Genomic DNA, 25,070 nt, shown 5'->3' with positions numbered 1-25,070 from the left:
TTATAATTGTTGATAAGCATGACAGCAAACAATGAACACATCCCAGAGTATGCCTTGAAGAAACATGTGCTTTGCCTCGACGACGACATTCAAGTCTTGAAGTCTATCAAAATGTTGCTCGAGCAATTGGGTTATCGTGCAAGTCCATTCTCAGAACCAAGGATTGCACTTTCTGCGATTTCCGAGACGCCCGACGACTTTGATTTGTTGATTCTTGACTACAATATGCCTGAAGTAAGTGGCCTGGAAGTTGCAAGAAAAGTTCGCGCAATGGGATTGACTGTGCCGATCGCACTTACGTCTGGGCTCGTCAACGCTCAGCTTCAAGAGCATCAAGAGGATGGCTTGGTCCAAGCACTTATCGACAAACCCTTCACTGTTAAAACAATTTCTCACGTGATCCTACAGTTGATCGGCCAGTAAGTGCTTTTTCTTGTTAAGTGTTTGACGCCTTCAACTGCTAACGAGAGTCAAGCACTTCTCGAATTTTTCGTACCAACCCACTGGAAGTAAACGGTTTTTGCACAAAGGCATCGCCAGCATCAATCAAGCCCAGTTCAACGACCGTTTCGTCCGTGTGTCCGCTCATAAAGACGGCGTGTAGTCCAGGCCGACGGTTTCGAATCACTTTCGCCAATTCGCAGCCGTTCATCTCCGGCATGACGACATCAGTAAGCATTACATGGACTGGTTCAGCATACCGGTCGATTATGTCCAAGGCTTGTCGCCCACTGTCAGCGACTAAAACATGAAAACCATGGCCTTCGAGAATCGAACGGGCAACGTCACGCACGGCAATTTCGTCTTCTACAAGTAGAACGGTCGCCGCTCCACGCACAAGAGACATCGCCTTCTTGGAAACGGAAATCGCGTCTCGTGCCTCAGTCGCAGGAAAAAACAACTGGAAGGTACTTCCCGCACCCAAAGTGCTGGAAACCTTTACATGCCCGCCGCATTGATCCATGAGCCCATGTACTGCGGCGAGTCCTAAGCCCGTGCCCTTGCCAATCTCCTTCGTTGTAAAGAAGGGCTCGAAGATTTTGCCGAGGTTGTCTGAAGCAATACCATGCCCGGTGTCAACTACTTCAAGACACACATACCTTCCCGGCATTACATTCGGTTCGCTCTTGAGAATTGAATCATCAAGGGTCAAGTTGCGAGTAACTAGCTTGAGTCTGCCACCGGAAGGCATGGCATCTTTTGCATTGACCACCAAATTCATAATGATTTGCTCGACCTGCCCTGGGTCAGCCCGGACTTTATGCAGATCGCTATCGCAATCGAACTCAAGCGTAATATCGTCGCGGATCAATCTCCGGAACAGCTTTCGAATCGATTCAACCAGTTCGTTCAGATCGATGATCTTGGGCTCTATAAATGATTTACGACTGAACGCAAGCAACTGGGCCGTTAGTTCGGCGGCACGATTTCCGGCATGTTGAATCGCAAGAAAGTGCTCACGTTCGCTTGATTGTTCTGTATGCCGCATCAACAACAATTCACAATGACAGTTGATGACCGTAAGCAAATTGTTGAAGTCATGCGCGACTCCTCCTGCCAAACGACCGATCGCCTCCATCTTCTGCGTTTGTCGTAAGTTTTCCTCTAGTAATATTCTCTCCGTAATATCACGCGCGATGATGCAGTTGATTTCTTGATCTTCATACTTAACGTAATTGCAGTTGATCTCCATGCTCAGCAAACGCCCGTCCTTGGTCTGGTGTTTCGATTCGATCGTAAACGTTCCCTGGCGTTTTAAGTTGTTCCACGTCAAATTCCAGAGCGAGAAATCGACTTTGTAAGCTGGGTCGATCTCCGCCACCGTTCTGCCCACTAATTCTTCACATTCATAGCCAAGCTTTAGACACGCAGCTTTGTTCGCATTTACGATAACCCCCATGGCATTGACCCAAAAGATTGAGTCCGAAGCATGGTCAACGCTGAATTGCGTGAGCTTGAGAGCGCGTTCAGCGGCCTTCCTCGCAGTGATGTCCTCTGCAAAGGTGCAGATGAGTTCGCTTCCATCAAAACTCAAATGGTGAGACGTCAACTCAACTTCGTAGGTGCTCCCATCTTTTCGCCGATGAGTCCGTATAAGTTTGAGCCATTTTTGCTGACGAAGCTTTTCACAGTTTAAGTCCCATTCCTCGGCTGTCAGCGCACTATCGATTGCATTCACTTCGAGACTTAAAAGCTCCTCTTTGGAATACCCCAAATTTTTATAGGCGGCGATATTCGCTTCAGCGATCGAGCCGTCTGGCCGCAACCAAAAAATACCAACGGTAGCGTTGTCGATGGTAAATTGAGCCAAACGCAATGCCTCATTGGCGCGATTCCGTTCGGTAACGTCTAACGAAGCCGATAGAAAGAATATCTCGCCCCCAATATCTAACGGTGCGGCGTGCGTCTCGACAGAAAGTCGCCGACCGCTCAACCCGATGATATCGTACGCTAGCGTTGCACACGCCCCTGCGCAAACGCTACTGTGGAATTCTTCGAAAGCAGCTTGCCATTCCGGCGCGATGTTCCGCACGGCTTGCTCACCAATAATGATGCCGCTGGTTGCGACCTGAAACATTTCCATCCCCGTTGGATTCATCTCGCGCACTATTCCTCGTTGATCGACCAACTGGATACACGCTGGTGTCGCCTGAATAATCGTTTGGAGATGCTTTTGGCTCTCCTTTAGCCTTTGCTCGATCGTTTTGCGAGTTGTAATATCCTGATCGGTACCTTCAATCTTTTCGATATTGCCCAAAGCATCGCGTGTGACCTTAGCTTTGCTGTGCAACCATATTAGATCGCCGCTAGGTTTGATGAACCGCAAGTCACCTGAAAACTCGTTTGCTCCTGCAAACAAAGCGTCCACACGTGCAACTGCTAAATGACGATCATCAGGATGAACCAGTTGGAGAAACGATTGAAAACTTCGATCTGCATCTTCGCGCGCGACTCCGAGCAATTCGCAAACCATATCCGACCAGTGCACACGCCCCTTGGTCGGCTCCCAATCCCAGCTTCCCAAACGCGCTATCCGTTGCGCGTCAGCAAGATGCTTCTCGCTTTCAATCAGCTTGTCTTCCGCATTCTTATACGCGGTAATGTCGACGTACGAAACAAACACTTCGCAAGGGCCTCCTCCGCCCTCGCTAAAGATTGGCTGCGACGTTGCCTTAAGCCAAAGCACTGCTTCATCCGCTTGCCGACACAGTCCCAAAACGCGGTCCGAATTTGGCGTTCCAGTACGAACTGCGGTCGACGAAGGCAAATCTTCATTTGACATCGGCGTCCCATCTTTATGAATGGCTCGCCAGTAAGGTTCGAAGGACACCTTCCCACGGACGTTATCGATTGTAATACCAAGCATACGTTCTAAACTCGCACTACAATCCAGTATCTCCCCATTGGAACCATACCGCACGACCGCTTCAAAAAGAGAAGTTGTTAACGGTGCAACGCTTGGCATTCTCTCTTGGTTAACCGTTAGTTCTGCCGCGCGCTGCATTGTCACATCACGACCAACCATAATCACTGCGGACGGCTGTGGTTCTGTCGAATCGTACTTTGAGTAGGTGAACGAAAACGTGCGATGACAACCGTCGATAGCGAGCACATGATCGTGACTCTCCGACGTATTAAATCGCAAAACGCGAAGGCAGTTGTCACGCACCGTTTCGGCAAAAGCACTACCGAACAACAGCTCCAAGCTGTTAAACACATTGTCGCCAATTTTTAGCTTTGCTGCTTTTGCCGCCACATCATTGCACAGCAAACAGACACCCTCGCGGTCTGCCACCCAAATGAGATCATCAATGCTGTCGAGCACCGACTGCAGGAGGCAATCGTTCTTAGGCCTGCCTACCTGAGTGCCTTGTTCATGTGAGTTGACATCCTGCATACCGCTCGACCTCGTCGATCTGCTACAAACTTCTTTCCGACTTTGCAAGCGGGAATTTCAATCCGTTGTATCCACCGCCAGGCATAACGCCGTTGTTGACAGCGAACGAATGAGCATTAACTCATATCATTTTCTAGAATTCGCTTTCCGCTAGACCGGTAGTGTAGCAGTTGTCTCGGCATCCGCCAGAACTTACCTCGATTGATCTAAAGATGACTTCGTGAGCCAACGCGACCGCAGCCGGATCGCAGTGCCAACCATGCCACTCTGAATGCCTGAATTAGAAGAACGTAAGATAGCACACGCTTAAACTATGAACGAAGTCGCGTGCGTAAAGATTTCCGAAGTCTCCAAATTTCCTTCTATTTCCGGCAGGGACAGACCGTTCTCAACGAACGCAAATGTGTGCAAAACCGCGAAGTGTTAGCTATATCGTCCTAGAATTATCATAACGTTCCGTTTTCAACATTTGGTCGCTCGCGGTCAATGATAGAGCTCGATTTTGCGAGCGAATTCCAAGAGTCACATGCACATTCCAAAAACAAACCATCAGTTGGTCTCAGAAAGCGACCACGCTACGTATGACGGTGAAGCTCGCCCCGAGGGATTTGCCGAGCGCGGGGCCCGAATGAAGCACATCCGTCATGATCGGAAAGGCAAAGCGACATTTAGGCGAAGTATATGGCTCTTCGCTGGATTGTTCGTGGTTGCCTACTGCTGCCTTGTCCTGGTCAATTATCGAGCGATCGCTTCTTTACAAACGATTGAACAAAAGCAAGGCATTGAAGCTCACAACTCCGGTGTAGGTACTAGCTCTTTGCCCATAACCAGCAAATGCTTTCCTAGGTTTATTGCGCTTTCAATGACCGTCTTCGGCATTGCTGGGACATTTGTCCTGGCCAGCTTTTACTTTGCACAAAAGCGTGCCGAGTCCATAGCGAGTCGCATGACAGAGCAACTCGAGGCGAAAGTGCACGAGCTGCGACTTATTGAGCGAAAGTCGCGCGCAATCTTCGACCAAACGTATCAACTTACCGGCCTGCTCGATTCTGCGGGGACGGTCATTGAAGTGAATAAATCGGCCCTTGACTTTGCAAATGCTTCAGCTCAAGAAATTCTGGGCAAGCCGTTCTGGGAAACGCCTTGGTTCCAGCATTCATCGAAACTGGTAGATCGTATTCGAGAAGCCGTCGCCAAGGCCCAAAGCGGTTCCTTCGAACGGTTTGAGACACAGCATCCCGGAAGCGACGGCCAAATCCTAACGCTTGACTTCTCGCTCAAGCCAGTCTTTGATGAAAACGGCAGTGTGATCTGGCTGGTACCAGAGGGTCGAGACATCAGCGATCGCAAACGCTTCGAAGACGAGTTAAAGCAAGCGAAACTAATTGCGGAATCAGCCAATCGATCCAAGAGCGAATTTCTCGCCAACATGAGCCACGAAATCCGAACTCCTATGACGGCCATCCTCGGGTTCACTGAATTGTTGCTCGATGAACGAAATTTCAATGATGATCCTGCGCGTAGAATCCACGCGATCCAAACCATCCAAAGAAATGGTGATCACTTGCTGGGTATAATTAACGATATCCTTGATCTTTCAAAAATTGAATCTGGAAAACTTCAGATCGAACTGATTGACTATTCACCTGTCGCAATTGTCGAGGAAGTGCTTTCGCTCATGCGAGTCCCGTCGATTTCCAAAGGCATCGGACTGGAATTCGTGTTTGAAACAATGATTCCGGCAAAGATCAAGACTGACCCAACTCGGTTACGGCAAGTGCTTCTTAATCTGGTCAGCAATTCAATAAAATTTACCGACCGAGGCAACGTGAAAATCATCGCGCGCTACAGTCTGGAAAACAGTCCGCAAATGGAATTTGAAGTTGTCGACACTGGCTTAGGAATGACCGCCGAACAGCAAGATCGACTCTTCCGCCCATTCACGCAAGCAGACACGTCAACAACCCGACAGTTTGGCGGCACTGGTCTGGGACTTACTATCAGCAAACGCCTAGCACAAATGATGGGTGGCGATGTCTCTATCGCTTACTCCTATCCAGGAGTTGGTTCTTGTTTTCGAGCTACGATCTCAGTCGGAGAGGTTGCTGGCGTAGACGTGATCAACGCATCGACGAACAGCAACCTGGCTCGGGCGCAAGTTGACTCACCAGGCTTTGAGCAAGAGCTAACCGGCTGCCGGATTTTGCTGGCAGAAGATGGCGTGGACAACCAAAGGCTTATATCGTTCGTGCTAGAAAAAGCTGGCGCGACTGTCCACATCGCCGAGAACGGCCAACTCGCCGTCGATGAAGCGATGAGGGCATGGGAATCAAACGCTCCGTATCATGCGATTTTGATGGACATGCAAATGCCAGTTCTCGATGGCTATGGGGCTGCAGCGCTGTTACGAGCGAGCAACTATCGGGGTGTCATTATAGCGTTGACCGCTCATGCCATGGAAAGTGACCGTGCCAAATGCCTGAGTGCAGGGTGCGACGATTACTCAACAAAACCAATCGACCGCAGCAAGCTAACTCGACAGATCGCAATGGCGTATCACACCTGCCCGATCATGCCCCCGCTTCAGCTAGCAGAACATAGTGCAGGATACAATCAAGCTCTACTTTCGGACTGAAGAGTCAAACACGACGAAGACGCCTGATCGATTACGATTCTTATTCGTGCTCGCTACTTCGAATCGAAACGCTCTACTAAGTTAGACATTCGAGGATCGCAAGCGGAGTGATAACTGCCCAGTCAACCTTTGCAAGCGCCCAGCGTTTTCTCAATTCGGCATACCGGCGGTCGCCACGTGAGACGCGAGAAAATTGAAAGCCACTTCTAGACCCGAAATCGCAACAAAAAACCCCTGGAAAGCATATTCTCCAGGGGTTTTCGATGTTTTTGGCAGATATTAACGGATGGGGAGGGATTCGAACCCCCGGTAGCCTTACGACTACTCCGGTTTTCAAGACCGGTGCATTAAACCGCTCTGCCACCCATCCTTATTAAGGGCTGCCACGACGGATCGGCAGCTTTCGGCTCAAGCGATCCCAATTCTAGCGACCTTTCTAAAACTTGGCGAGATGGTTTTTGGCAACGTTTTGACCCTCGCTCTCAAAAAGAACCATCCCATCCTGCAGTGCTCAAATAAGCAATGCAGTGTGCCCTTCGCATTTCTCCGTCGCGTTTCTAACTCAAATTGCTTCAACCCAATTACCGTCGACCCTTGGTCGCAGACGCACATGTTCCACGAGCTGCCACATAGTCGGCCATCCTGGCTTTCGTTAAACCGGAATCTCTTGGCAAGGGCAAATCACTCCCAGATTTCTGCTGACCGAAACTCGGCCACATCAATTTGCGTTATCATAGGTGAAACTTTTCTAGGCCAGTGACACGAACTCGGCCGCAGTTGCACGTTACAGTAGAAAATTGAGGAATTATGAGCTCGGATACGTCAGCAATGCAAAAAGATGGCGAGGAGTTCCAAAGCCGATATGCGCAGGTTCGCGAACAGATCGGCCGCGTTATCGTTGGACATGACGAAATTGTCCACGGCGTGCTAACGGCCATCTTCGTCGGTGGTCATTGCCTGCTCGAAGGCGTTCCAGGCCTAGGCAAAACGATGTTGGTACGTACTTTAGCCGACACCTTGCAGCTAGACTTCAACCGTATCCAATTCACGCCTGACTTGATGCCATCTGATATTCTCGGCACCAACATGATCGTCGAAGATGAGCACGGGCGTCGAAAATTCGAGTTTCAACGCGGCCCGATCTTTACACAGATTTGTCTAGCAGACGAAATCAACCGCGCTACCCCCAAAACTCAGTCAGCTCTCCTCGAAACAATGCAGGAAGGCACCGTGACCGCTGGTGGTCAACGCCATATCCTTGAAAAGCCGTTCTTCGTTCTAGCAACTCAAAACCCCATCGAGCAAGAAGGCACGTACCCACTGCCAGAAGCCCAATTGGACCGCTTTTTGTTCAAACTAGTAGTTGGATATTCAACGCGCGATGAACTCAATACGATTATCGAACGCACAACTACCGGAACGATCATCACGCCCGAAAAAATCATGGACGGGAACGAAATTCGGAAATGGCAATCTTTAGTTAGGCAAGTCATCCTAGCGCCCCACGTCCGCGACTATATCTCCCGACTCGTCTTGGCAACGCATCCTGAAGGACCATTTGCCAACGAAACCACTAACAAACATATCCGCTGGGGGAGCAGCCCGCGCGCTGGGCAGTCGATTGCGCTGGCTGCGAAGGTTCGAGCATTGCTTGACGGACGATTCAACGTCGCTTTTGAAGATATCCGACGCGTTTACTTGCCAGCAATGCGTCACCGCGTCGTCTTAAACTTCGAAGCTCAAGCTGAGGGCATCCAGACCGACCAAGTACTCTTAGAACTACTCGAAAAAGTCAACGAGAAGGCGGACTAGGCCAGATCAACCGCCCAAGCTCCGCGAATCCATTTCTTTCTTAACCCGGCGCGAGCAATGGCAAATTAATCGCGTCTTGTCGATCGTGACAGTCTGTAAAACCTTCTGGCTTGCGGACTTTGTGCTTCGTGCAATTTTGTTTTGCAAGCATTTCACCTCAGTCTGCCGATGAACAACAAGCGACTAGATGTGTTTTTCAATTCTCATAGCTTGGAATTTGCAGTCGGCCCACGGCCCCACTCAGCAATTCGAGCTATGGTTGAACTACTCGCCAACGGCATCAATGTATGCGGTCGGTTCTAGATTGCGTCAGGATTAGAGTTCGCAAGGATGCCAACTGTAGCCGCTTTGTTCGTGAACTTGAACGAGGCGTCATCGCAGTTGTTCAGTTCGTTTCGGAAACGTTTTAGGACACCCTTGCATGAATACTAAAGTAATCTTTCTGCTGATGGTCGCCATCGGCTGTGGAACGGTGGCCGCCGTCGCTGGCAGCCAAATGATCAAGAACCAAAAAGTCGTGATGCCGCAACGCGCAACCACCAAAATCGTGGTCGCTGCGGTCGACGTAGCCGTTTCGGCGCAAATAAATGCCGAGAAATTCAAATTTGAGGAATGGCCTGTTGATCGAGTACCTCAAGGCTGCGTCACTTCTTTGAAGGATGTTGAAGGCAAGTACACCAATCAACGCATGTACGCCGGCGAACCTCTGCTCGAAAAGAAGATCATCAATAGTAAAGACAGCATTGCGAACACCATTCCCGACGGCTACAAAGTTTTCGACATGCCGATCGGCGATAGCGGTTACATCAAACCGGGCGATCGCGTCGATGTGTTCGGTTACTTCGAAAAGAGCAGCAAAATCACTCAGACTCGTTCGATTCGCGTTCTTGAAAACGTGACTGTCCTCATGGTTGACGGGATCGCAGTTCGGGATGTTGAAGAAACCGGAAAACGATCGGCCAAGACGGCTCAGTTGCTGATTCGCGACAGCCAGTATGAAGCGTTAACGACAGCTGCCAACCTTGGCAAACTGCGCCTTGCGTTGTGCGGGTTGACTACTGGCGAAGACGATGCTGCGACCGACAACGGCGAAGAATTTTTGGCTTGGGTGGCTGACAGCGTCAAGGGAGACAGCGGCCCTACTTCAGGAGCGCCTCAGATCCCGGATCCAATGTTGTTTGCAATGACGACTGCCCCTGTGGAAGAAGAAGTCGAAAAGGAAGAAGAATTCTCGATGGTCGTCTATTCCGGCGGACAGGCACAAGAGTTTCGCTGGACAAAAAGTCAGTTCCCCCAGCCAGTGGGAGTATCGAAACAGCCTGCGAAGGAAGAAACACCGAATCGTGCGGCATACTCTACCCCACCCGGAAAGTTTACCGGGGAGAACATGCAATGGGATGCTGTAAACGAAGATTGGACTCAAACCGAGCTCAAGAGCGACCCAGCGCAAGCCGATGCTAAAGATGAGACTGCATGGTAATTAGGCGAGCACTTTAGATGGCTAACAGAAAATCCTTTCCTCTGTTAGACGACTAAGTTTACCAAGCTATGCGGATCGATTGAGTTGGCCATGGAAGGCCAGCAATTGCTATTCGCTGACAGGCCTTTGTCAGCAATTAAGATCGACTGGACAGTGCCATCTCACTGAATGGTCGTGTTTCACAGGGACGTGAAGCTTATGAAAATGACTGCATTCCAGTTTTTGGCTTTCCGCATGCGAAGTGTAAACGTCGCAGTCGTTATAGCGCTGGCATCTACGTCCGGTGTATTCGCTCAAACGAGCGTAAGCAAGAAGGACCTCTCGCAGCCCAATGGCGGAGTGGTCCAGATCCAGGACAAACAATCGCGTCTTGAGTTGATCATCAATTCGAGTCAAGTGCTCAGCTTGGGCAAGGACATTGCTCGTGCGAACGTCCAGAATGACGCCATGCTGGAAGTGCGACCGATGTCCCGCGACCAAATGTTAATAGCGGCCAAGAGCACCGGCTTCACTCAAGTAGATTTCTACGGTACCGATGATACGGTCTACAACGTGCAAGTCACAGTACTAGCAGATGCACGCGAGTTAGAGTCGGTCCTTCACTCGGAGTTCCCATCATCGAACATCCAAGTCCGCCCGATCCAGAACGCTGTGATCTTGAGCGGCCAAGTCACTTCCGACTTGCACGTCGCGCAGGCAGTTAGCATCGCGCAGCAATACTATCCAACTGTCATTAATCGTATCGAAGTGCTGGGCGTCCACACAGTGATGCTCCATGTCCAGATCATGGAAGTCTCGCGAACGAAGCTGCGTGAAGCTGGATTTGATTGGGCTGTCGGCTTCGGCGACGATTTCATCTCGCAATCGGTCAGTGGTCTAATTCAGCCAGGTGGCACGACATCAGCGATCGCCTCGACCGGCAATGACACCATGCGGCTCGGTGTTGTCGACGGCGGGAATCAGTTCTTCGGCTTCCTGCGATTGCTCAAGCAGAACAATTTGGTCAAAGTACTTGCAGACCCAACGTTGGTGGCCATCGACGGACGTCCTGCATCGTTCAATAGCGGCGGTGAGTTTCCTGTTCTGGTTCCCGCTGGCTTGGGGCAAGTCGGCGTCGAGTTCCGCGAGTTCGGTACTCGTCTGGACTTTGTAGCGAAAGTTCGTGGCGACGGTCGCATCTTGTTGGAAGTGCGGCCGATGATTAGCGAAGTGGACGATTCGAGGGCCGTATCGATCAACGGAATTTCGGTTCCAGGTTTAAGGTCTCGCTATGTTGAAACGGCGGTTGAGTTGAATGCTGGCCAGACACTTGCTCTCGCAGGGCTGTTGCAAGTACGGACCGAGGCTAGAACTAGTGGTTTGCCCGGAGTCTCAGATCTTCCTTACGTAGGAGCACTTTTCCGCAACGTCCGTGAAGTTCAGAATGAAGTGGAATTGCTTATCACGGTGACTCCAGATTTTGCTGCGGGACTCGATCCAAGCGAAGTGCCTCCTGGCGGTCCTGGCTACAACACCAACTCGCCATCTGACAAAGAGCTCTATTGGCGTGGGTATATCGAAGTGCCAAACGTCTGTAACGATGGCTGCGTTGAAGGCCCCAATGGCCTCCCCATACAAATCAATGAAGCAGATTCAGGCCAACCGTTGGAGTTCTATCAAAATGGTCCAGGACAGCCAGTCTATATGGGCAACGATCACATAAGCAAGAACTCGTCCTCCAATCTGTATGCAGAGGCGACGCTGCCAACTGGCCAGAAAACCATACCAGCGCAAAGTGCCGGCTACCAACGCATATCGTCACAATAATTTGACTGAGTCTTTGATGAGAGATGACCTCTGATCAGACTCGAGCAATACCTTCCCGAAAACTGTTTTTGTAACAGGTCGAGTGAAAGATTTATGAGTAACGTTTTACGTTTAGCAATTGTCGATCCCAAGGACGACTCACGCGAAAAACTAAAATCGATTCTATTGGGTTTGGATATCGTTTGGCTCGAAGCTGAATGCTCGCGATATGAATTTTTTGCCGATGTCGTCGCAGAAGCAACGCCGGATATTGGAATCGTCAACATTGATTCCGACAGTGACAAAGCATTGCGATTGATCGAAAACCTGCGCGATCGCACGCCAGATTGCGATTTGATTGTGCTTTCGCGGAACATGGAAGGCCCCGTCATCCTTCGCGCCATGCGCTCGGGAGCCAAAGAATTCCTGACTCTCCCAATCAATCTGGAAGAACTAGTTGCCGCGCTTCGACGAATTCAAGATCAAAAATTCGGCGGTTCCCATGGCAAGTCTCGAAACTGTAAAATGATCGCAGTCGCGGGCGCAACCGGTGGCGTTGGCTGTACTTCCGTCGCTATCAACATTGGTTGCAATCTGGCGTCTCATGCGACAAACTCGGTGGTACTCGTCGACTTGGATCTGGCTTTGGGCGACGCCGACGTTTTCCTCGACTCGATTCCCGACTTTAGCCTTCTCGATGTTACGGAAAACGTCAGTCGATTAGACTTTCAGCTTCTACGCAAAAGTCTTACCAAGCATTCATCGGGTCTACATCTGCTGCCAAGACCAGTACAGCTGCAAGACTGTGCAGAGATTACTCCAGAGAGCATCAAACGCGTCTTCGGGCTGCTGCGAGCATCGTTTTCGCACGTCGTACTCGACCTCTCGAAATCGTATACCAGCGTCGACTTGACAGCCCTTGAGCTGGCTGACGAAGTGCTCTTGATGGTGCAGCTCGATCTGCCCTGTTTGCGTAATATGGTTCGCCTGTTAATGAGCTTTCAGGAAATGGAACAGATTCGCGACAAGCTGAAAGTAATCGTAAACCGCATGGGCCTCGATAGCGGTCAGATCAGCTTGAAGAAAGCGCGTGAAACCTTAGGACGCGATGTCTTCCATCAGATCCCCAACGACTATCGAACGATGATCGAAATGCGTAACAACGGCGTGCCGTTGATTACTCAAGCTCCCAAAGCGCCGATTACGCAGTCGGTGCTGGAGTTAACGCGATTGCTGACCGAAGAACCGTTGGAGCTGAACTCCGAAGATCCTGCGGCCCAGAACAAGTCTGTCGCTGGATCGGCTAGCTGGATGTCATTCTTCCAAGGCGGTAAGGCCAAAGCGAAGAAGTAGAAAGCTTGTCCCGTTAAACGAAAACAGGCTACTTGTTAGTATCCTGTTGATCTGTATCGTTGCGTGGTACACGCCCCAATTAAGGAGCTGTTCGGGAGTTCTCAGGTCGAATGTTGTAAAGGTCAGAGACTTTCCCAGCAGATATCGGCATTCGCTCTTGCTCACGCACATCAACCGCTCGGGCTGCACTTCCAAAAGGTATAGTGCGATCATCCGATCGCGATCGAATCCAGTTGATTACCTTGTCTATATTGATCTGGCTCACGCCCAACCCACGTGCACGCTTTTGCATGTCAGCGTATTTGGCACCAAAACCTTCTCGTGCATCATCAGCTCGGTAGGCCTCACCGACCACCAACCAACGCGTATCAATGGTCATTTCACCCATCTTGCGGCCATCCGGCAGAAGCTCTTCGGTAATTTCGCCACCGCTTTGTCGGATCAAATCCTTCAGCAGTTCGCGATCATCAGATCCATCGTTGTTGATGTCCATTTTTCCGAGCAGCGCGAATTGCACTTTGCGACCTGGTTGCCAGGCTGGTGAATAGATCAAGTCACCAGGAACGATTGGGTCGCCGTTCAAGTCTTCTAGCACTCGTGCTCGCGAAGATGTTTGGCTAACTTCAACGACTTCAATCTGTGCTTTCGTGACTGCTTCGGACATTCGCGTCTGATTTGGGTCAATTACGCTAAACCGCACGCCCGGCGCCAAACCGTCCGTCTTTCCTAGGTTGACATAGACAGTGCGATTGCCGAGAGCGACAACCGAAATTTTACCCTGTGGGCTTTGGAACTCTTCACCTTCCAGCTCAGTACGTTTGTCCGCAAGTTCTGCATTTCGGTTTCGCAACTCTTCCGCTTCTTTATCCAGGGAAGCGATTTGGCTAGTAAGCTTTTGTTTCTCTTGAGCATGGGCTGCATTGCTCTGAGTCAAACGTTGGCTAGTCTCGTCGATCGTCTTTTGGCTCGCCTCAAGCTTCGCAGTGAAGTCTTGACGTTCTGCAGCAAGCTGCTTTTCGAGCGAATCGGCTCGTTCACGCTCCTGACGCGCGGCTGCAGTTTCACGATCAAGTACCGCACGGTTTTCAGCTACTAACTCGTCCTGACGCTTGGAAGCATTATCAACTTGCAAGTTTCGCGCTCGCAACTCCTGCATCAGGTAGGTCACGAGACTCTTATAGTTTCGATCTTGCTGCGGCACGTTCGGACCGAACAGCCCCATATCTTTCTGCCACTGTGTTTGCATTTCGGCGACATCAGCGTTTCCTGAAGTCGATTCGAGTAATGCACCAACTTCCACGTCGCTAAGTTGTTTGACGCCCAGCATGCCTTGTACAAGCTGGAGTTCGTTGCTCAAACGACGGAAGTTCCCTTCCGAAGTATCCGCTCGCGTTCGCAGCTCTTCCATTTGCTTGGTTTTAGTCGAGCTAGTGACGCCTGACCAAATCCAACCGACTAGGAAAATCGCACACAGAAACGAGACCAACGCAACGTAGATCCGCATAAGTTGGAGATTCTGATCACGTGCCGCCATGGGCGATCCTCAATTTTTCGTTAAAACAGGGAGATGAGATCCGCAGGACTAATGTGCCACTTGCCACAATAACGAGTCAAATCCAGCAGTTTCCGTAGCTGAAACCGAACGCTTTGACCACTTATTGCTCTTAACCGAGCCACAACGGCGCAAAATAGCACTTATGAATACTAAATAGCCCGCGGCCACTCGTCAATTTTCAAGTTGCAATTTCGCCTACTTCATCGATTTCTTAAGTATGACTCGCAAAAAGTCTTCGCGGCAACAAATGTCACTGGCAGGCTTTGATGAGGAGGTCACTGGTAGTGATACGAACGGTCATAACGGTCGTTCAGATGAAACTGCTGGTCAAATTGTCGATTTCCCTCAAGTTAACCGCAACGAATCTACTGAACAAACCGGCATTGTCGTTAAAGAACGGGCAACCGTAGGACCTGGGGACCTGGTTGTCCTGGTCGACTCGCATTCGTTGATCTACCAAGTTTTTCACGCGATGCCGACGATGACGGCTCCGGACGGCACTGAAGTTGGAGCGATCCACGGATTTTTTCGCGACTTGGCAGAACTCCGCGATCGCTACGACCCGGAATTCTTGATTTGCACGTTCGATGTCAGCGACGTGACTTTCCGCAATGACTTTTTCCCGGCATACAAAGCCAACCGCGAATCGATGCCGGTAGCGCTCGTGGACCAGATCCCCCGTATCCGCGAAGGCCTCGCAGTGCTCGGAATTCCCTGCCTCTTCTTGTCCGGATACGAAGCGGACGACTTGTTGGCGACGCTGAGCGTATCTGCCTACGACGCTGGAGCCGAGGTGCTGCTGGTGACTAGCGACAAAGATTGCCGCCAGTTGCTTAACGACAAAGTCCAAATGCTGAACATTCGCAAAGGGGAAAAGTTCGGCCCCGAGCAGTTACGCGAGACTTGGGGGATCCGTCCCGACCAAGTTGTCGATTTTCAAGCGATGGTTGGGGACAGCGTCGACAACGTTCCAGGAGTTCCGAAGATCGGCCCCAAAGCAGCTAAGGACTTGTTAGACGAATATGACAATTTGGACGGCGTCTATGCAAATTTGGCGAACATCAAAGCTGCCGCACGCCAGAAAACTCTGGCAGAGCACCGCGACCAAGCATACCAAAGCCGAACACTCGTCGAGCTGAAACGGGACGTTCCCATCGAGATTACTTGGGAAGCGTGGCGACGGCCATCGGCTGATCGGCTTGGCATTGAGAAACTTTTTCAGTCGCTGGGCTTTCGACGTTTGGCCGAACGCTTCCTGAACTCAGCATCCGTCGCCGAATCAAAACCTCAGTACGATGAGCCTGTCATCGACCGCTCAAAATATCGCTGCATCGACTCCCCAGAGCGACTCGACAGCCTCGTGATTGAGCTGACGATGGCGTTTTCAAAACTCAAGGGCGACCAAAGGTTGCTTTCCATCGACACGGAAACGACGAGCACTTCACCGACCGCAGCAGAGCTCGTCGGAATCGCCCTGGCGTGGCCTGATGCAGACCCGGTTTACATCCCCGTGCGAGCCCCCGCTTATGAACGCAACCGTGCGATCCCGCTATCCACTGTTCAAGAATCGCTGAATCCACTTTTGAACGATCCGTCGATCGCTAAAGTCGGCCAGAATTTGAAATACGATTTGATTGTTTTTCAACAGCACGGATTCCGGATAGCCAACGTTGCGTTTGACACAATGATGGCCGACTACTTGTGCGCGCCAGGTGACCGTAACCACTCGTTAGACGAACTGTCTAAACGCTACATTGGCCACGAGATGATTCCAATCTCTCAACTGATCGGCAGCGGTAAAGACCAAATCACAATTGACCATGTGCCGCTTGAACAAGTGACCGAATACGCCGCAGAGGACGCCGACGTGGCATTGCGATTGGTTCCAGTGATGCGACAGCGCCTAGCAACGATGCAAATCGAATCGGTCTTTCATGACTTGGAAATGCCGCTGATCGAAGTGCTGACTGAAATGGAACGCAATGGAATTGCCGTCGATCTTCCGCGGATGGAATCGCTGCGATTTGAGTTTGAAGAGCGGATTGTCGGCTTGCGAAGCCAGATCTTTGAAGTTGCGCAAGAACAGTTCAATCCCGACAGCCCTAAACAACTGGCGGCCCTTCTTTTCGACCGCTTGCAGTTACGGGTCGTGAAAAGAACCAAGAGCGGCCCAAGCACGGACGTAGAGGTTTTACAAGAGCTCGCACTCGAGCACCCACTGCCAGCGTTGATCATCGAGTATCGTCAGGCGACGAAGCTCAAATCGACATACATCGACGCGCTACCGCGGCTTGTTAATCCAAAGACGGGGCGCGTGCACACCTCCTTCCGCCAAGACGTTGCGGCAACAGGTCGGCTCAGCAGCAGCGATCCAAACCTTCAGAATATACCGATTCGCACCGAAGATGGTCGTCGCATTCGGTCTGCCTTCCGCGCTGGTCCCAGCGATTGGTTGCTTCTGGCGGCCGACTATTCACAGATCGAACTGCGGATGATGGCACATTTTTGCGGTGACAAGACGCTTACGGATGCTTTTCTGAACAAAGAGGACATTCACGCTGCCGTGGCCGCCGAAGTCTACGGCGTCTCGCTAGAGGATGTTTCCTCTGCACAGCGTCGCAGCGCCAAAGCGATCAATTTCGGAATTTTGTATGGCCAGAGCCCGTTTGGGTTAGCAAAAAGCCTCGGGATCGATAAAGGCCAAGCCGCCGAATTCATCGATGCATATTTCGAACGCTTTTCAGGAGTTCGCGAATTTATGTCGACAACACTTCAGAAGGCTCGAAGCGATGGCTTTGTGTCGACGATGTCTGGTCGCCGTCGATATTTGAACGGCATTCGCGACTTTAGCAAGCTGAATTCCAATCAACAGAAGACATTGCTTGAGCCTGAGCGAATGGCCGTCAACACCGTCATTCAAGGCTCAGCGGCCGACTTGATCAAGATCGCAATGCTGCGCGTGCACAAGAGGTTGGCAAAAAGCGGACTCGCAGCCAAACTTCTGTTACAAATTCATGACGAACTGCTGTTTGAGGTCAGTCCGGCAGATGCCGTTGCCCTCGAGAACTTGGTCACCGAAGAAATGACACAAGCCGCGAGCCTTTCCGTCCCACTCGATGTCGACGTAAAAACTGGAACCAACTGGGCCGATTGCTAGTTATACCCCTACCAGTATCCGCGCGTTGCGCCCTGCCCAACTTCGTATTACCATCAATGCGATCAGCGTGAAAGCGAGTGATAGTACACAGGTTATGAGGATTCTGCCGGGAACTTCAAACGCCTGCTGCATCCTGAAGAATTTATGGATGTAGACAACGAAGAAAATATGGACCAGGTAAATGCCGTACGACGATTCGCTAAGAAACCTTATAGCCCGCGATTGAACTTTGTAACGCAGCGCGATGTAAAGCACCGGAATCATGAGCGCATAGATGTGAACTTGAACTAACAACTCACGGATGCGAATCGAGTAATCAACGAACTGCATTAACTCGCACGCCAGCACATCAACGGCGAAAATCATAATCACAGTTGACGGACGGAAGCTCAGCAATCGACTCCGAAGCGACTGGTAGTTATTCGAAACGACCCAACCCGTTAGGAATGGGAACATATAAATAAATGGAGAACGGATCGCCGCACGCCACGATCCATCGGGCAATATTAGCAGCGGCCATGCTGCGTAAAAAGCGACGAGCAAAAGTCCGCTCAAAATCCAAAGGCCTACTACTGTTTTCGGCGAGCAGCGTCGCAAAAGGGTGCCAGCGAAGTAGAGATAGGTGATAATAAACACGAAGTAGTATGTACCGTTGGCTTCGGCGTAGAACAGCATTTTCAGAATTGTTTCCCACGTCAGGGACTGTCCTTCGTACATTGCTAGACCGATCCATACACTGGAGCAAATCCAGTAGGGTGGAAGGATCCTTGCGGCGGCTTTGCGAAGGACGTCGGAGCTTGGTCGTGTTGCGTCTTTCGTAAAAAGAAAACCGGCAGCGAAGACAAACCAAGGCACTGCGAATCTAGTGAGGTCAGTCAGGACCATAATCGTCGCGGAACGCGGGCCGGTTGGAAAATCTCTCAGGCTGTGAATCAGCACCACTGCTATGATAGCGATTGCTTTGAGCAAATCGATTTCCGAGAAGCGTTCGCGCGCCGTGCGTTGTGTCATACCGGCGGAGGTCGCAGCTTGCGAACCCGTCGACGTTTGGACATCTAAAGTCAGACTCGTCATCCCCAGATCGTATCCTTACAGATCCTGTGCCTCGAATCCTGTTGAGCTAGCCACTTTCGTCTAGCTCGTGACAGGACTTAACTGTCTAGTGCTTACAACGTAAACTTATCGGTCCTAGGCGCGGCAGACTGTAGCGTTTATACCGTTTTTTCAACCACAGTAGTTTCCACAAAGCGATGCGATCGCATCATTTCCACGTCAAAAGTCGAAGATTATGAACTTGGTATGCCGAGGCGTACGCGGAGCGACCACGGTCGCGGAAGACAATCGCGAAGAGATTCTGAACGCCACCCGCCAGCTTTTGGCGCTGATGATTCGCCGAAACGAGATCGATGCGAGCGATATTGCCAGTGCAACTTTTACCGTCACGCGCGACCTAAACGCTGAGTTTCCGGCCCTGGCCGCTCGGCAAATGGGGTGGCTGGATGTACCGATGCTGTGCGGTTACGAAATTTCCGTGCCGGGCTCACTTCCACGTTGCATCCGAATATTGTTGCACTGGAACACGGAACGGACACAAAAAGAGATTGAGCACATTTATATCCGCGAGGCAGTCAAGCTCCGTCCAGACCGCTCCAGTCTACCACCTGTCGATTGGGATGAACTCGAAGCGTGGATTCAAAGCCAGCTACAGGCCCAGTAGCTCGCAAGCTAGAAATTTGAGTTTCACACGGTGGATTCATCACTGCTTAAGACAGTTGCCGCTACGCTACGCTGGCCTATTTTGCAAGCGTTGCGTTCTGTTCAGCTTTCGAGTTTTAATCAGCCTCATATTTATGCCTGAAAGCAGAAACGTGCGTATGAGCCGCGCGAAAATCGAGCGAATTTTGAAAAACGGCCTGATTTCGAAACATTATGTGGAACGGCGTGTTTTTAGCAGTTAAGCGAAGTTGCGCGCGGGGGAATTTTCCGGGGTGGATCGGTAATTTACTGCAAGATAAGCGACTTCGCGGAAATCTAGCGAAACAGAAGGAATGCTTCCGCGAAAGCAAAATTTGGCGGTAGAAAGCGGGCTGAGCTATTCGCAGACTTAGTTCGTATGGTTGGATGTGGTGCGTTCCCACCTAAGTTTTGCGAGCGTTTTTCGTCATCGAAAGTGGATAGTCTTGTCGGAAACGAATTCATCAGCCGATTTTACCACCGACCCGGATGTGGTACTGATGCTACGCGTGCGCGACGATGACGCGAACGCTTTTGAACAACTGATTAAGCGACATCAGGCTTCGATCACGCGACTGATGGTTGGTTGGGTATCGAATCAGCAAGCTGCCGAAGATCTGGCTCAGGACGTTTTTCTACGGGTTTATCGCGCTCGCAAATCGTACGAACCGACCGCTAAATTCACGACTTGGCTCTACAGAATCGCCAACAACGTAGCCAGCAATGCGGTCCGGGACCGTAATCGCCGAAAAGAAGTAAATTTAAATCCCCGGACGGCGAACAATTCGACTGCAGTTGGGTTAGAACAATTGGTGATGGCGGCCAGCGAATCTATGCCAACACGTTCTCTTGATAAAGCGGAACGTGCTACCATGGTACAGCAAGCCGTCATGGCATTGGGTGAGCGGCAACGAATCGCCCTGATGCTTAGCCGCTTCGAAGGAATGTCCTACCAAGAAATTGCCGACACGATGAACTTGAGCGTTAAAGCGATCAAGTCATTGCTCAGTCGAGCTCGAGTGAACTTAAAGGTATTATTGGAGCCTTATTTAGAGGAAGGCACACCACCTCCGCTGGACGGTCAATATGATAGTATCTCTGACAGTCACATTTCATCGAGTTCAATTTTGAGCCAGTCTAGGTCGGCAAAACAAGGTGCGAATTCGAAACGAAGCGAGTAACTAATTGTTAAGCCCTCGCCTTGCGAGCTGAAAAATGTCGAACCGAATGAATGTAGACACCGATACCGAATTGCTCACTGCGTATCTCGACAACGAGTTGACGACTCAGGAACGTTTGGATTTGGAACGACGTTTGGTTGACGACCGTCAACTGCGTGAACAACTTAGGCAGTTGCGACGAGCCTGGGATCTTCTTGAAGAACTTCCCGACACGAATGTAAGTCGCGATTTCACGACCACCACCTTAAAGCTAGTCGCCAAGTCGATTGAGCAAGAGGTGTTACCGCCCAAGCGGTCGTACTTTTCAAAAGTAACTTTCAGCTCTATCACAGGCGCATTGCTCGACCTTCGAGTGCTAGTGCCGTGCGCACTGATCGCCGTAGCCTTTGGCATTTTCTCTGGACTGAGCTCGAGAGCCAGTAGCAAAGATGAACAAATGCGAGTCATAGCAGCAGCGACAATCTTGCCTGCGATGAAGGATTTTGATGACTGGAGTCTCGCAGAACGATTGATGGACTTTCCGCTTCTTAACGAACTCGCTCAAACCGATATCGCTCGCAACACTCTGCCAATACCACCGCAACCTTTGGATGAACTGCCAGAGTGGCTAGAAGGCTTGGATCCACGTGATAAAGAAATTTTGCGCAATCGCGAAGATGATATGTGGCGAATGGATCCGGAAACACGACAAGTTTACCTCGATCGTTACGATGAACTGAGCCGCCGGGATGATGCATTACCGCTGCAGCGTTCGGCTACTGTTTTCGCTTCGTTGCTCGATTCTATCGAAACCAACAAGCGAGCCGGAATTCTGAACGCTCCGGCAGAGGAGCAAGTGAAACGAATTCGTGAAGAAGCTTGTTTCCGCGTTGCGATGTGGTATGCCGATCACTTTACAACGAATGATCATGCTGTAGTGAAGAACTGGACATTGAACGAGCTGCGCCCGAGCATTCCGGGGGCTTCCCCTGGTCGAAGCGGCGCTATTGAACAGATCCGAGACTGGCGTTGGCGCCGCGGAATGAACGACAGTTTCGCACTTTTGAACGAAGTCGAACTCTTTGACTCGCTCACTGCAGAGCTGTCGCCGAAAGCGCAGGACATGCTCTACGGCGTAGCGCCAAAACTGCAAATCGATGTTCTTTCCACGTGGGCGCTCTACTCACTCGATGCCCCTTGGGCCGTTCACCCTACCGATGAAGAGCTCGTCGCACAGTACAAGTTGCTTTCGGACGAGCAGAAAGAAAAAATCGATTTCACTGATGCCAATCGCGCTCAGTGGCAACTGCGGTCGGAACTGAGCAGTCGTTCCCGCGGCCCAGGAAGTGGTAGTCCGCGGAAACGAGGCTCGAATGATCGCTAGCGTGGGTGGCAGATAGATTTTCTAAATTCTCTTGCAGCATTCTTAGGTTGCACGAAACCTCCTGCGGTGACTTATTTGTCGAGCAATCAAGCGATCGATCGGATAAACGAGTGAATTCGATTTATTGCTATATATCGTGTTGATCCTGCGTTCTTCGTCGCAGTTAAAGGGAACCAAGGCGTAGGGTACTTTCCAAGGCGCGGTCGTTCAGTAAGCTACAGAGGATGGATGTCAACTGTTGAAGCAACGGTTGACGTGTCTTTTGAAAGACATCGTATCGCAATGGAAAAAAGTAGCTGCCTGTTCTTTGAAGCTGCGGTACAAACTGCAACAATGTACAGGATTGCTTAGAAAAACGAGACGATAGACCAACCGGGAATGCTCCAATGAACTATGACATGCGGAATGTAATTTCGTTAATTTTGGGTGGCGGACGAGGTACGCGGCTATTCCCGCTTACCAAAATTCGTGCCAAACCAGCCGTGCCATTGGGGGGCAAGTATCGACTGATCGATATTCCGATTTCGAACTGCCTTAACAGTGGCATCAACCGCATCTTCGTGCTCACACAGTTCCTTAGCGTTTCGCTGCATCAGCACATCCGGCAAACGTATCGCTTCGATAGTTTCAGTGGCGGATTCGTCGAACTGCTCGCTGCTCAGCAGACCATGGACTCAACAACGGAGTGGTATCAGGGCACTGCGGACGCCGTTCGCAAAAACCTGACATACTTGGACAGCAAAGATCTGAAGTATGTCTTGATCCTCTCAGGCGACCAGTTGTATCGGATGGACTATGCCAAGATGTTGCAGACGCACATCGACAATCAGGCTGATGTAACCATCGCCGCAATTCCCGTCACCAGATCCGCGGCAACTTCATTGGGCGTAATGCGTTGTGATGAATCTGGGCGTGTGACCGGCTTTTTGGAAAAACCAAAAACGGACGACGAAATCGACATGGTGCGAATGGACCCAGCATGGATCGATGCTCGCGGGATTGCTTCGCAGGGCCGTGACTGCCTCGCGAGCATGGGCTTGTATATTTTCAATCGCGAATTGCTGTTCGACGTTTTATCAAAAACTGACTATGAAGACTTTGGCAAGGAAGTCTTTCCGGCAGCGATTCGTACCCGTAAAGTTCAAGTGCATTTGTTCGATGATTACTGGGAGGATATTGGTACGATTCGAGCATTTTACGAAGCGAACTTGGCACTTGCCAAGCCGAATCCTCCGTTCGACCTTGTTCAGCCTGACAATCCGATTTACTCGCGAGCTCGATTCTTGCCGCCAACAATCATGGAAGGTGCAACCATTAAGAACTCGCTAATTGCCGACGGCTGTCGCATTGGCAAAGGCGCAGTTATCGAAAACAGTGTGATCGGACTTCGCTGTGTAATCAATGACGGCGTAACCATAAAAGACAGCTACGTGATGGGTGCCGATTTTACCGAAACAGCGGACGAACTAAAATCCGACTCGCAAACGGGTGATGTGCCGCTAGGGATCGGTACGGGGTCCTTAATCGAGGGTGCAATTCTTGACAAGAACGTTCGCATCGGTCGCCATGTCAAGATAGTGAATCGGAGCGGCCAAGACGAATCGGATTCGCACGCTCCATGTTATATTCGTGACGGAATTCCGATCGTTGTGAAAGACGCTACGCTGCCCGATGGATGGACACTGTAAGCAAAAGCTTAGCTACTTATTGATACGCGGCGCGGGCATGACTCGGCCGTTTTGATGCAGCGTGACCTTGGTTGCCGCGTCTTTCCCCTCAAGCTCAAATCGCAGTTGAGCTTGGACGTCTCGATAGTTCCAAACCGATTCGCTTTCAGGATAAATTCGCAGAGCTTGCTGGCCGGTTAATTGAGCGAGCACACGTCCGTCGGTACCAGTGATGGTGAGAATCAAACCCGGAGCCAACTGATACTCGCCTTTCAACCGCTCAATAGTTGCGGCGTCGACGTCAAATTCTTTAGCAAAGACGCGTGGTGCGACTTTCATCCCAACAACGGTTTGGAAAATCCCTTCGGCTAGAGCATCCATCTCCTGCGTCGCCGTGTTGCTTAACAAGACGACTGCGGCGTTCAAATCGCGACTGACTAAGAGCATTGAATGGTAGCCGCCTGTTTGACCGTTATGCCAACGTGTAGAACCGTCGCCAGCAATTAACCAGCCAAGCCCCATGGCGGGTTGCTCCTTACTCGCAGGCGATGAAATCTCCCAAGCCAGATTGATCGCGTTTTTAACGTCTGATTGCGGCGGATCAAGTTGAGCATTGGCGAACTTGAGCATATCCGCAATGTTGCTGCGAATCGCACCCGCTCCCGCCAGCGCAGCGAAATCCCAACGATGGTCGGGGAGCAACACCGAATTAAACGGTGGAGCTAGCTTGGCAACCTCTTCTTCGGCAAGCGTCATTCCGGAAGAGTGCATATCGAGCGGCTCAAATATGCGACTCTTAAGCAACTCTTCGTACTCCATATCGGACTTCGTGGCGATCAAATCCCCTAGGAAGCCGACGGCCAAATTCGAATACTCGTGCTTGGATCCAGGCTCGTTTGCTAGTGTCACAGTGCCCAGGAATTCGAGCAAAAGCTTTCGGTCGTAATCGGCAAACGGGTTGTTAGGATCCGACGGCATTATATTGCCAGGCATGCGAGGCAGTCCCGACACATGCTGGGAAAGCTGCTGCAGAGTCACACGATCTGCGAACTTTGGATTCGATTTGCTTAACTCCGGAAAACACTCACCAACATTCTGCTCAAGCTTTAACAAGTTCTTGTTTGCTACAGCATCGGCAAGCAGAATACCGGTAAAGACCTTAGTGATGGATCCAATTTCGTACAAAGTCGCGTCGTTGGGAGCCTCGTTGAGCTCCTCGGAAAGCGTTCCGTAGTGGCGTATCCAGGTTTGCTCGCCCACGATTATGCCGACCGACGCAGCTTGAAAAATGTGGTTCTCTTGGAACGGTTTAACCAGAACGGCAACTTGATCTTCGTATTTGAAGTCGTCTTCTGCAAGAATTGCGGGGCAGGGAAATAAGAACAAACAGATCACTCCGAGTCTATTGAGCATATCGATACCTTGTCATCGAGTCGAAAGATCCAGCTGA

General features: G+C 50.8%; 15 protein-coding genes and 1 tRNA gene. 11 read left to right on the top strand and 5 right to left on the bottom strand.

What is annotated here, in order from left to right:
• The first annotated feature begins 18 nt into the window (after positions 1-18).
• Positions 19-423: a response regulator gene (locus SH451x_RS07025; protein ID WP_479361733.1), complete on the top strand. Its 405-nt coding sequence runs from the start codon at positions 19-21 to the stop codon at positions 421-423.
• 37 nt (positions 424-460) lie between these two features.
• On the opposite strand, the gene SH451x_RS07020 is transcribed toward SH451x_RS07025, so the two are convergent.
• On the bottom strand, positions 461-3,898 hold the full coding sequence (locus tag SH451x_RS07020; protein WP_479361732.1) for a PAS domain S-box protein: 3,438 nt from the start codon (positions 3,896-3,898) through the stop codon (positions 461-463).
• Between the two features lie 526 nt (positions 3,899-4,424).
• On the opposite strand from SH451x_RS07020, the gene SH451x_RS07015 reads away from it, so the two are divergent.
• A complete protein-coding gene (locus SH451x_RS07015) occupies positions 4,425-6,533 on the top strand; it encodes a PAS domain-containing hybrid sensor histidine kinase/response regulator (RefSeq protein WP_479361731.1) in 2,109 nt (702 codons plus the stop codon).
• Positions 6,534-6,816: 283 nt separating this feature from the next.
• Here the strand turns inward: SH451x_RS07015 and SH451x_RS07010 are convergent.
• Positions 6,817-6,903, bottom strand: a tRNA-Ser gene (locus SH451x_RS07010).
• Between the two features lie 437 nt (positions 6,904-7,340).
• On the opposite strand from SH451x_RS07010, the gene SH451x_RS07005 reads away from it, so the two are divergent.
• The 4 genes from SH451x_RS07005 to SH451x_RS06990 all read left to right on the top strand — a co-directional run bounded on the left by SH451x_RS07005 (position 7,341) and on the right by SH451x_RS06990 (position 12,963).
• A complete protein-coding gene (locus tag SH451x_RS07005; protein WP_479361730.1) occupies positions 7,341-8,345 on the top strand; it encodes an AAA family ATPase in 1,005 nt (334 codons plus the stop codon).
• Between the two features lie 421 nt (positions 8,346-8,766).
• A complete protein-coding gene (gene cpaB, locus SH451x_RS07000; RefSeq protein WP_479361729.1) occupies positions 8,767-9,825 on the top strand; it encodes a Flp pilus assembly protein CpaB in 1,059 nt (352 codons plus the stop codon).
• Between the two features lie 198 nt (positions 9,826-10,023).
• A complete protein-coding gene (locus tag SH451x_RS06995; protein WP_479361728.1) occupies positions 10,024-11,631 on the top strand; it encodes a type II and III secretion system protein family protein in 1,608 nt (535 codons plus the stop codon).
• Between the two features lie 93 nt (positions 11,632-11,724).
• Positions 11,725-12,963 carry a CpaE/TadZ family protein gene (locus SH451x_RS06990; RefSeq protein ID WP_479361727.1) on the top strand — a complete coding sequence of 413 codons (1,239 nt, stop codon included), beginning with the start codon at positions 11,725-11,727 and terminating at the stop codon, positions 12,961-12,963.
• 79 nt (positions 12,964-13,042) lie between these two features.
• Here the strand turns inward: SH451x_RS06990 and SH451x_RS06985 are convergent, their stop codons facing one another.
• A complete protein-coding gene (locus tag SH451x_RS06985) occupies positions 13,043-14,497 on the bottom strand; it encodes a hypothetical protein (RefSeq protein WP_479361726.1) in 1,455 nt (484 codons plus the stop codon).
• 238 nt (positions 14,498-14,735) lie between these two features.
• Here SH451x_RS06985 and polA point away from each other — a divergent pair, with 238 nt between their 5' ends.
• Positions 14,736-17,675 (top strand): DNA polymerase I, encoded by a 2,940-nt coding sequence (gene polA, locus SH451x_RS06980; RefSeq protein WP_479361725.1) that lies wholly within the window; start codon positions 14,736-14,738, stop codon positions 17,673-17,675.
• Here polA and SH451x_RS06975 read toward each other — a convergent pair whose 3' ends face one another.
• Positions 17,676-18,749, bottom strand: a complete 1,074-nt coding sequence (locus tag SH451x_RS06975; RefSeq protein ID WP_479361724.1) for an acyltransferase — start codon at positions 18,747-18,749, stop codon at positions 17,676-17,678.
• A gap of 214 nt (positions 18,750-18,963) precedes the next feature.
• Here SH451x_RS06975 and aroH point away from each other — a divergent pair, with 214 nt between their 5' ends.
• From aroH to SH451x_RS06955, 4 genes are all read left to right on the top strand, one after another.
• On the top strand, positions 18,964-19,392 hold the full coding sequence (aroH, locus tag SH451x_RS06970; protein WP_479361723.1) for a chorismate mutase: 429 nt from the start codon (positions 18,964-18,966) through the stop codon (positions 19,390-19,392).
• Positions 19,393-19,855: 463 nt separating this feature from the next.
• Entirely contained in the window at positions 19,856-20,590 is a 735-nt protein-coding gene (locus SH451x_RS06965) for an RNA polymerase sigma factor (protein ID WP_479361722.1), read from the top strand.
• Between the two features lie 34 nt (positions 20,591-20,624).
• The gene (locus tag SH451x_RS06960; protein WP_479361721.1) at positions 20,625-21,953 is read left to right on the top strand and encodes an anti-sigma factor family protein; all 1,329 of its coding nucleotides are present in this window, start codon (positions 20,625-20,627) and stop codon (positions 21,951-21,953) included.
• A gap of 386 nt (positions 21,954-22,339) precedes the next feature.
• Positions 22,340-23,641 (top strand): glucose-1-phosphate adenylyltransferase, encoded by a 1,302-nt coding sequence (locus SH451x_RS06955; protein ID WP_479361720.1) that lies wholly within the window; start codon positions 22,340-22,342, stop codon positions 23,639-23,641.
• Between the two features lie 12 nt (positions 23,642-23,653).
• Here SH451x_RS06955 and SH451x_RS06950 read toward each other — a convergent pair whose 3' ends face one another.
• A complete protein-coding gene (locus SH451x_RS06950; RefSeq protein WP_479361719.1) occupies positions 23,654-25,033 on the bottom strand; it encodes a serine hydrolase domain-containing protein in 1,380 nt (459 codons plus the stop codon).
• Between the last annotated feature and the right edge of the window lie 37 nt (positions 25,034-25,070).

This window comes from Njordella aestuarii, from assembly GCF_056494165.1.
The sequence above is the reverse complement of the archived record's forward strand: the minus strand, read 5'-3'. Positions and strand labels throughout refer to the sequence as shown.

Coding starts and splice junctions, on each gene's coding strand:
- SH451x_RS06985 (WP_479361726.1), bottom strand. CDS start 14,497: ATGGCGGCACGTGATCAGAATCTCCAACTTATGCGGATCTACGTTGCG.
- SH451x_RS06950 (WP_479361719.1), bottom strand. CDS start 25,033: ATGCTCAATAGACTCGGAGTGATCTGTTTGTTCTTATTTCCCTGCCCC.
- SH451x_RS06955 (WP_479361720.1), top strand. CDS start 22,340: ATGAACTATGACATGCGGAATGTAATTTCGTTAATTTTGGGTGGCGGA.
- cpaB (WP_479361729.1), top strand. CDS start 8,767: ATGAATACTAAAGTAATCTTTCTGCTGATGGTCGCCATCGGCTGTGGA.
- SH451x_RS06995 (WP_479361728.1), top strand. CDS start 10,024: ATGAAAATGACTGCATTCCAGTTTTTGGCTTTCCGCATGCGAAGTGTA.
- SH451x_RS07005 (WP_479361730.1), top strand. CDS start 7,341: ATGAGCTCGGATACGTCAGCAATGCAAAAAGATGGCGAGGAGTTCCAA.
- SH451x_RS07025 (WP_479361733.1), top strand. CDS start 19: ATGACAGCAAACAATGAACACATCCCAGAGTATGCCTTGAAGAAACAT.
- SH451x_RS07015 (WP_479361731.1), top strand. CDS start 4,425: ATGCACATTCCAAAAACAAACCATCAGTTGGTCTCAGAAAGCGACCAC.
- aroH (WP_479361723.1), top strand. CDS start 18,964: ATGAACTTGGTATGCCGAGGCGTACGCGGAGCGACCACGGTCGCGGAA.
- SH451x_RS06990 (WP_479361727.1), top strand. CDS start 11,725: ATGAGTAACGTTTTACGTTTAGCAATTGTCGATCCCAAGGACGACTCA.
- SH451x_RS06975 (WP_479361724.1), bottom strand. CDS start 18,749: ATGACGAGTCTGACTTTAGATGTCCAAACGTCGACGGGTTCGCAAGCT.
- SH451x_RS06960 (WP_479361721.1), top strand. CDS start 20,625: ATGTCGAACCGAATGAATGTAGACACCGATACCGAATTGCTCACTGCG.
- polA (WP_479361725.1), top strand. CDS start 14,736: ATGACTCGCAAAAAGTCTTCGCGGCAACAAATGTCACTGGCAGGCTTT.
- SH451x_RS07020 (WP_479361732.1), bottom strand. CDS start 3,898: ATGCAGGATGTCAACTCACATGAACAAGGCACTCAGGTAGGCAGGCCT.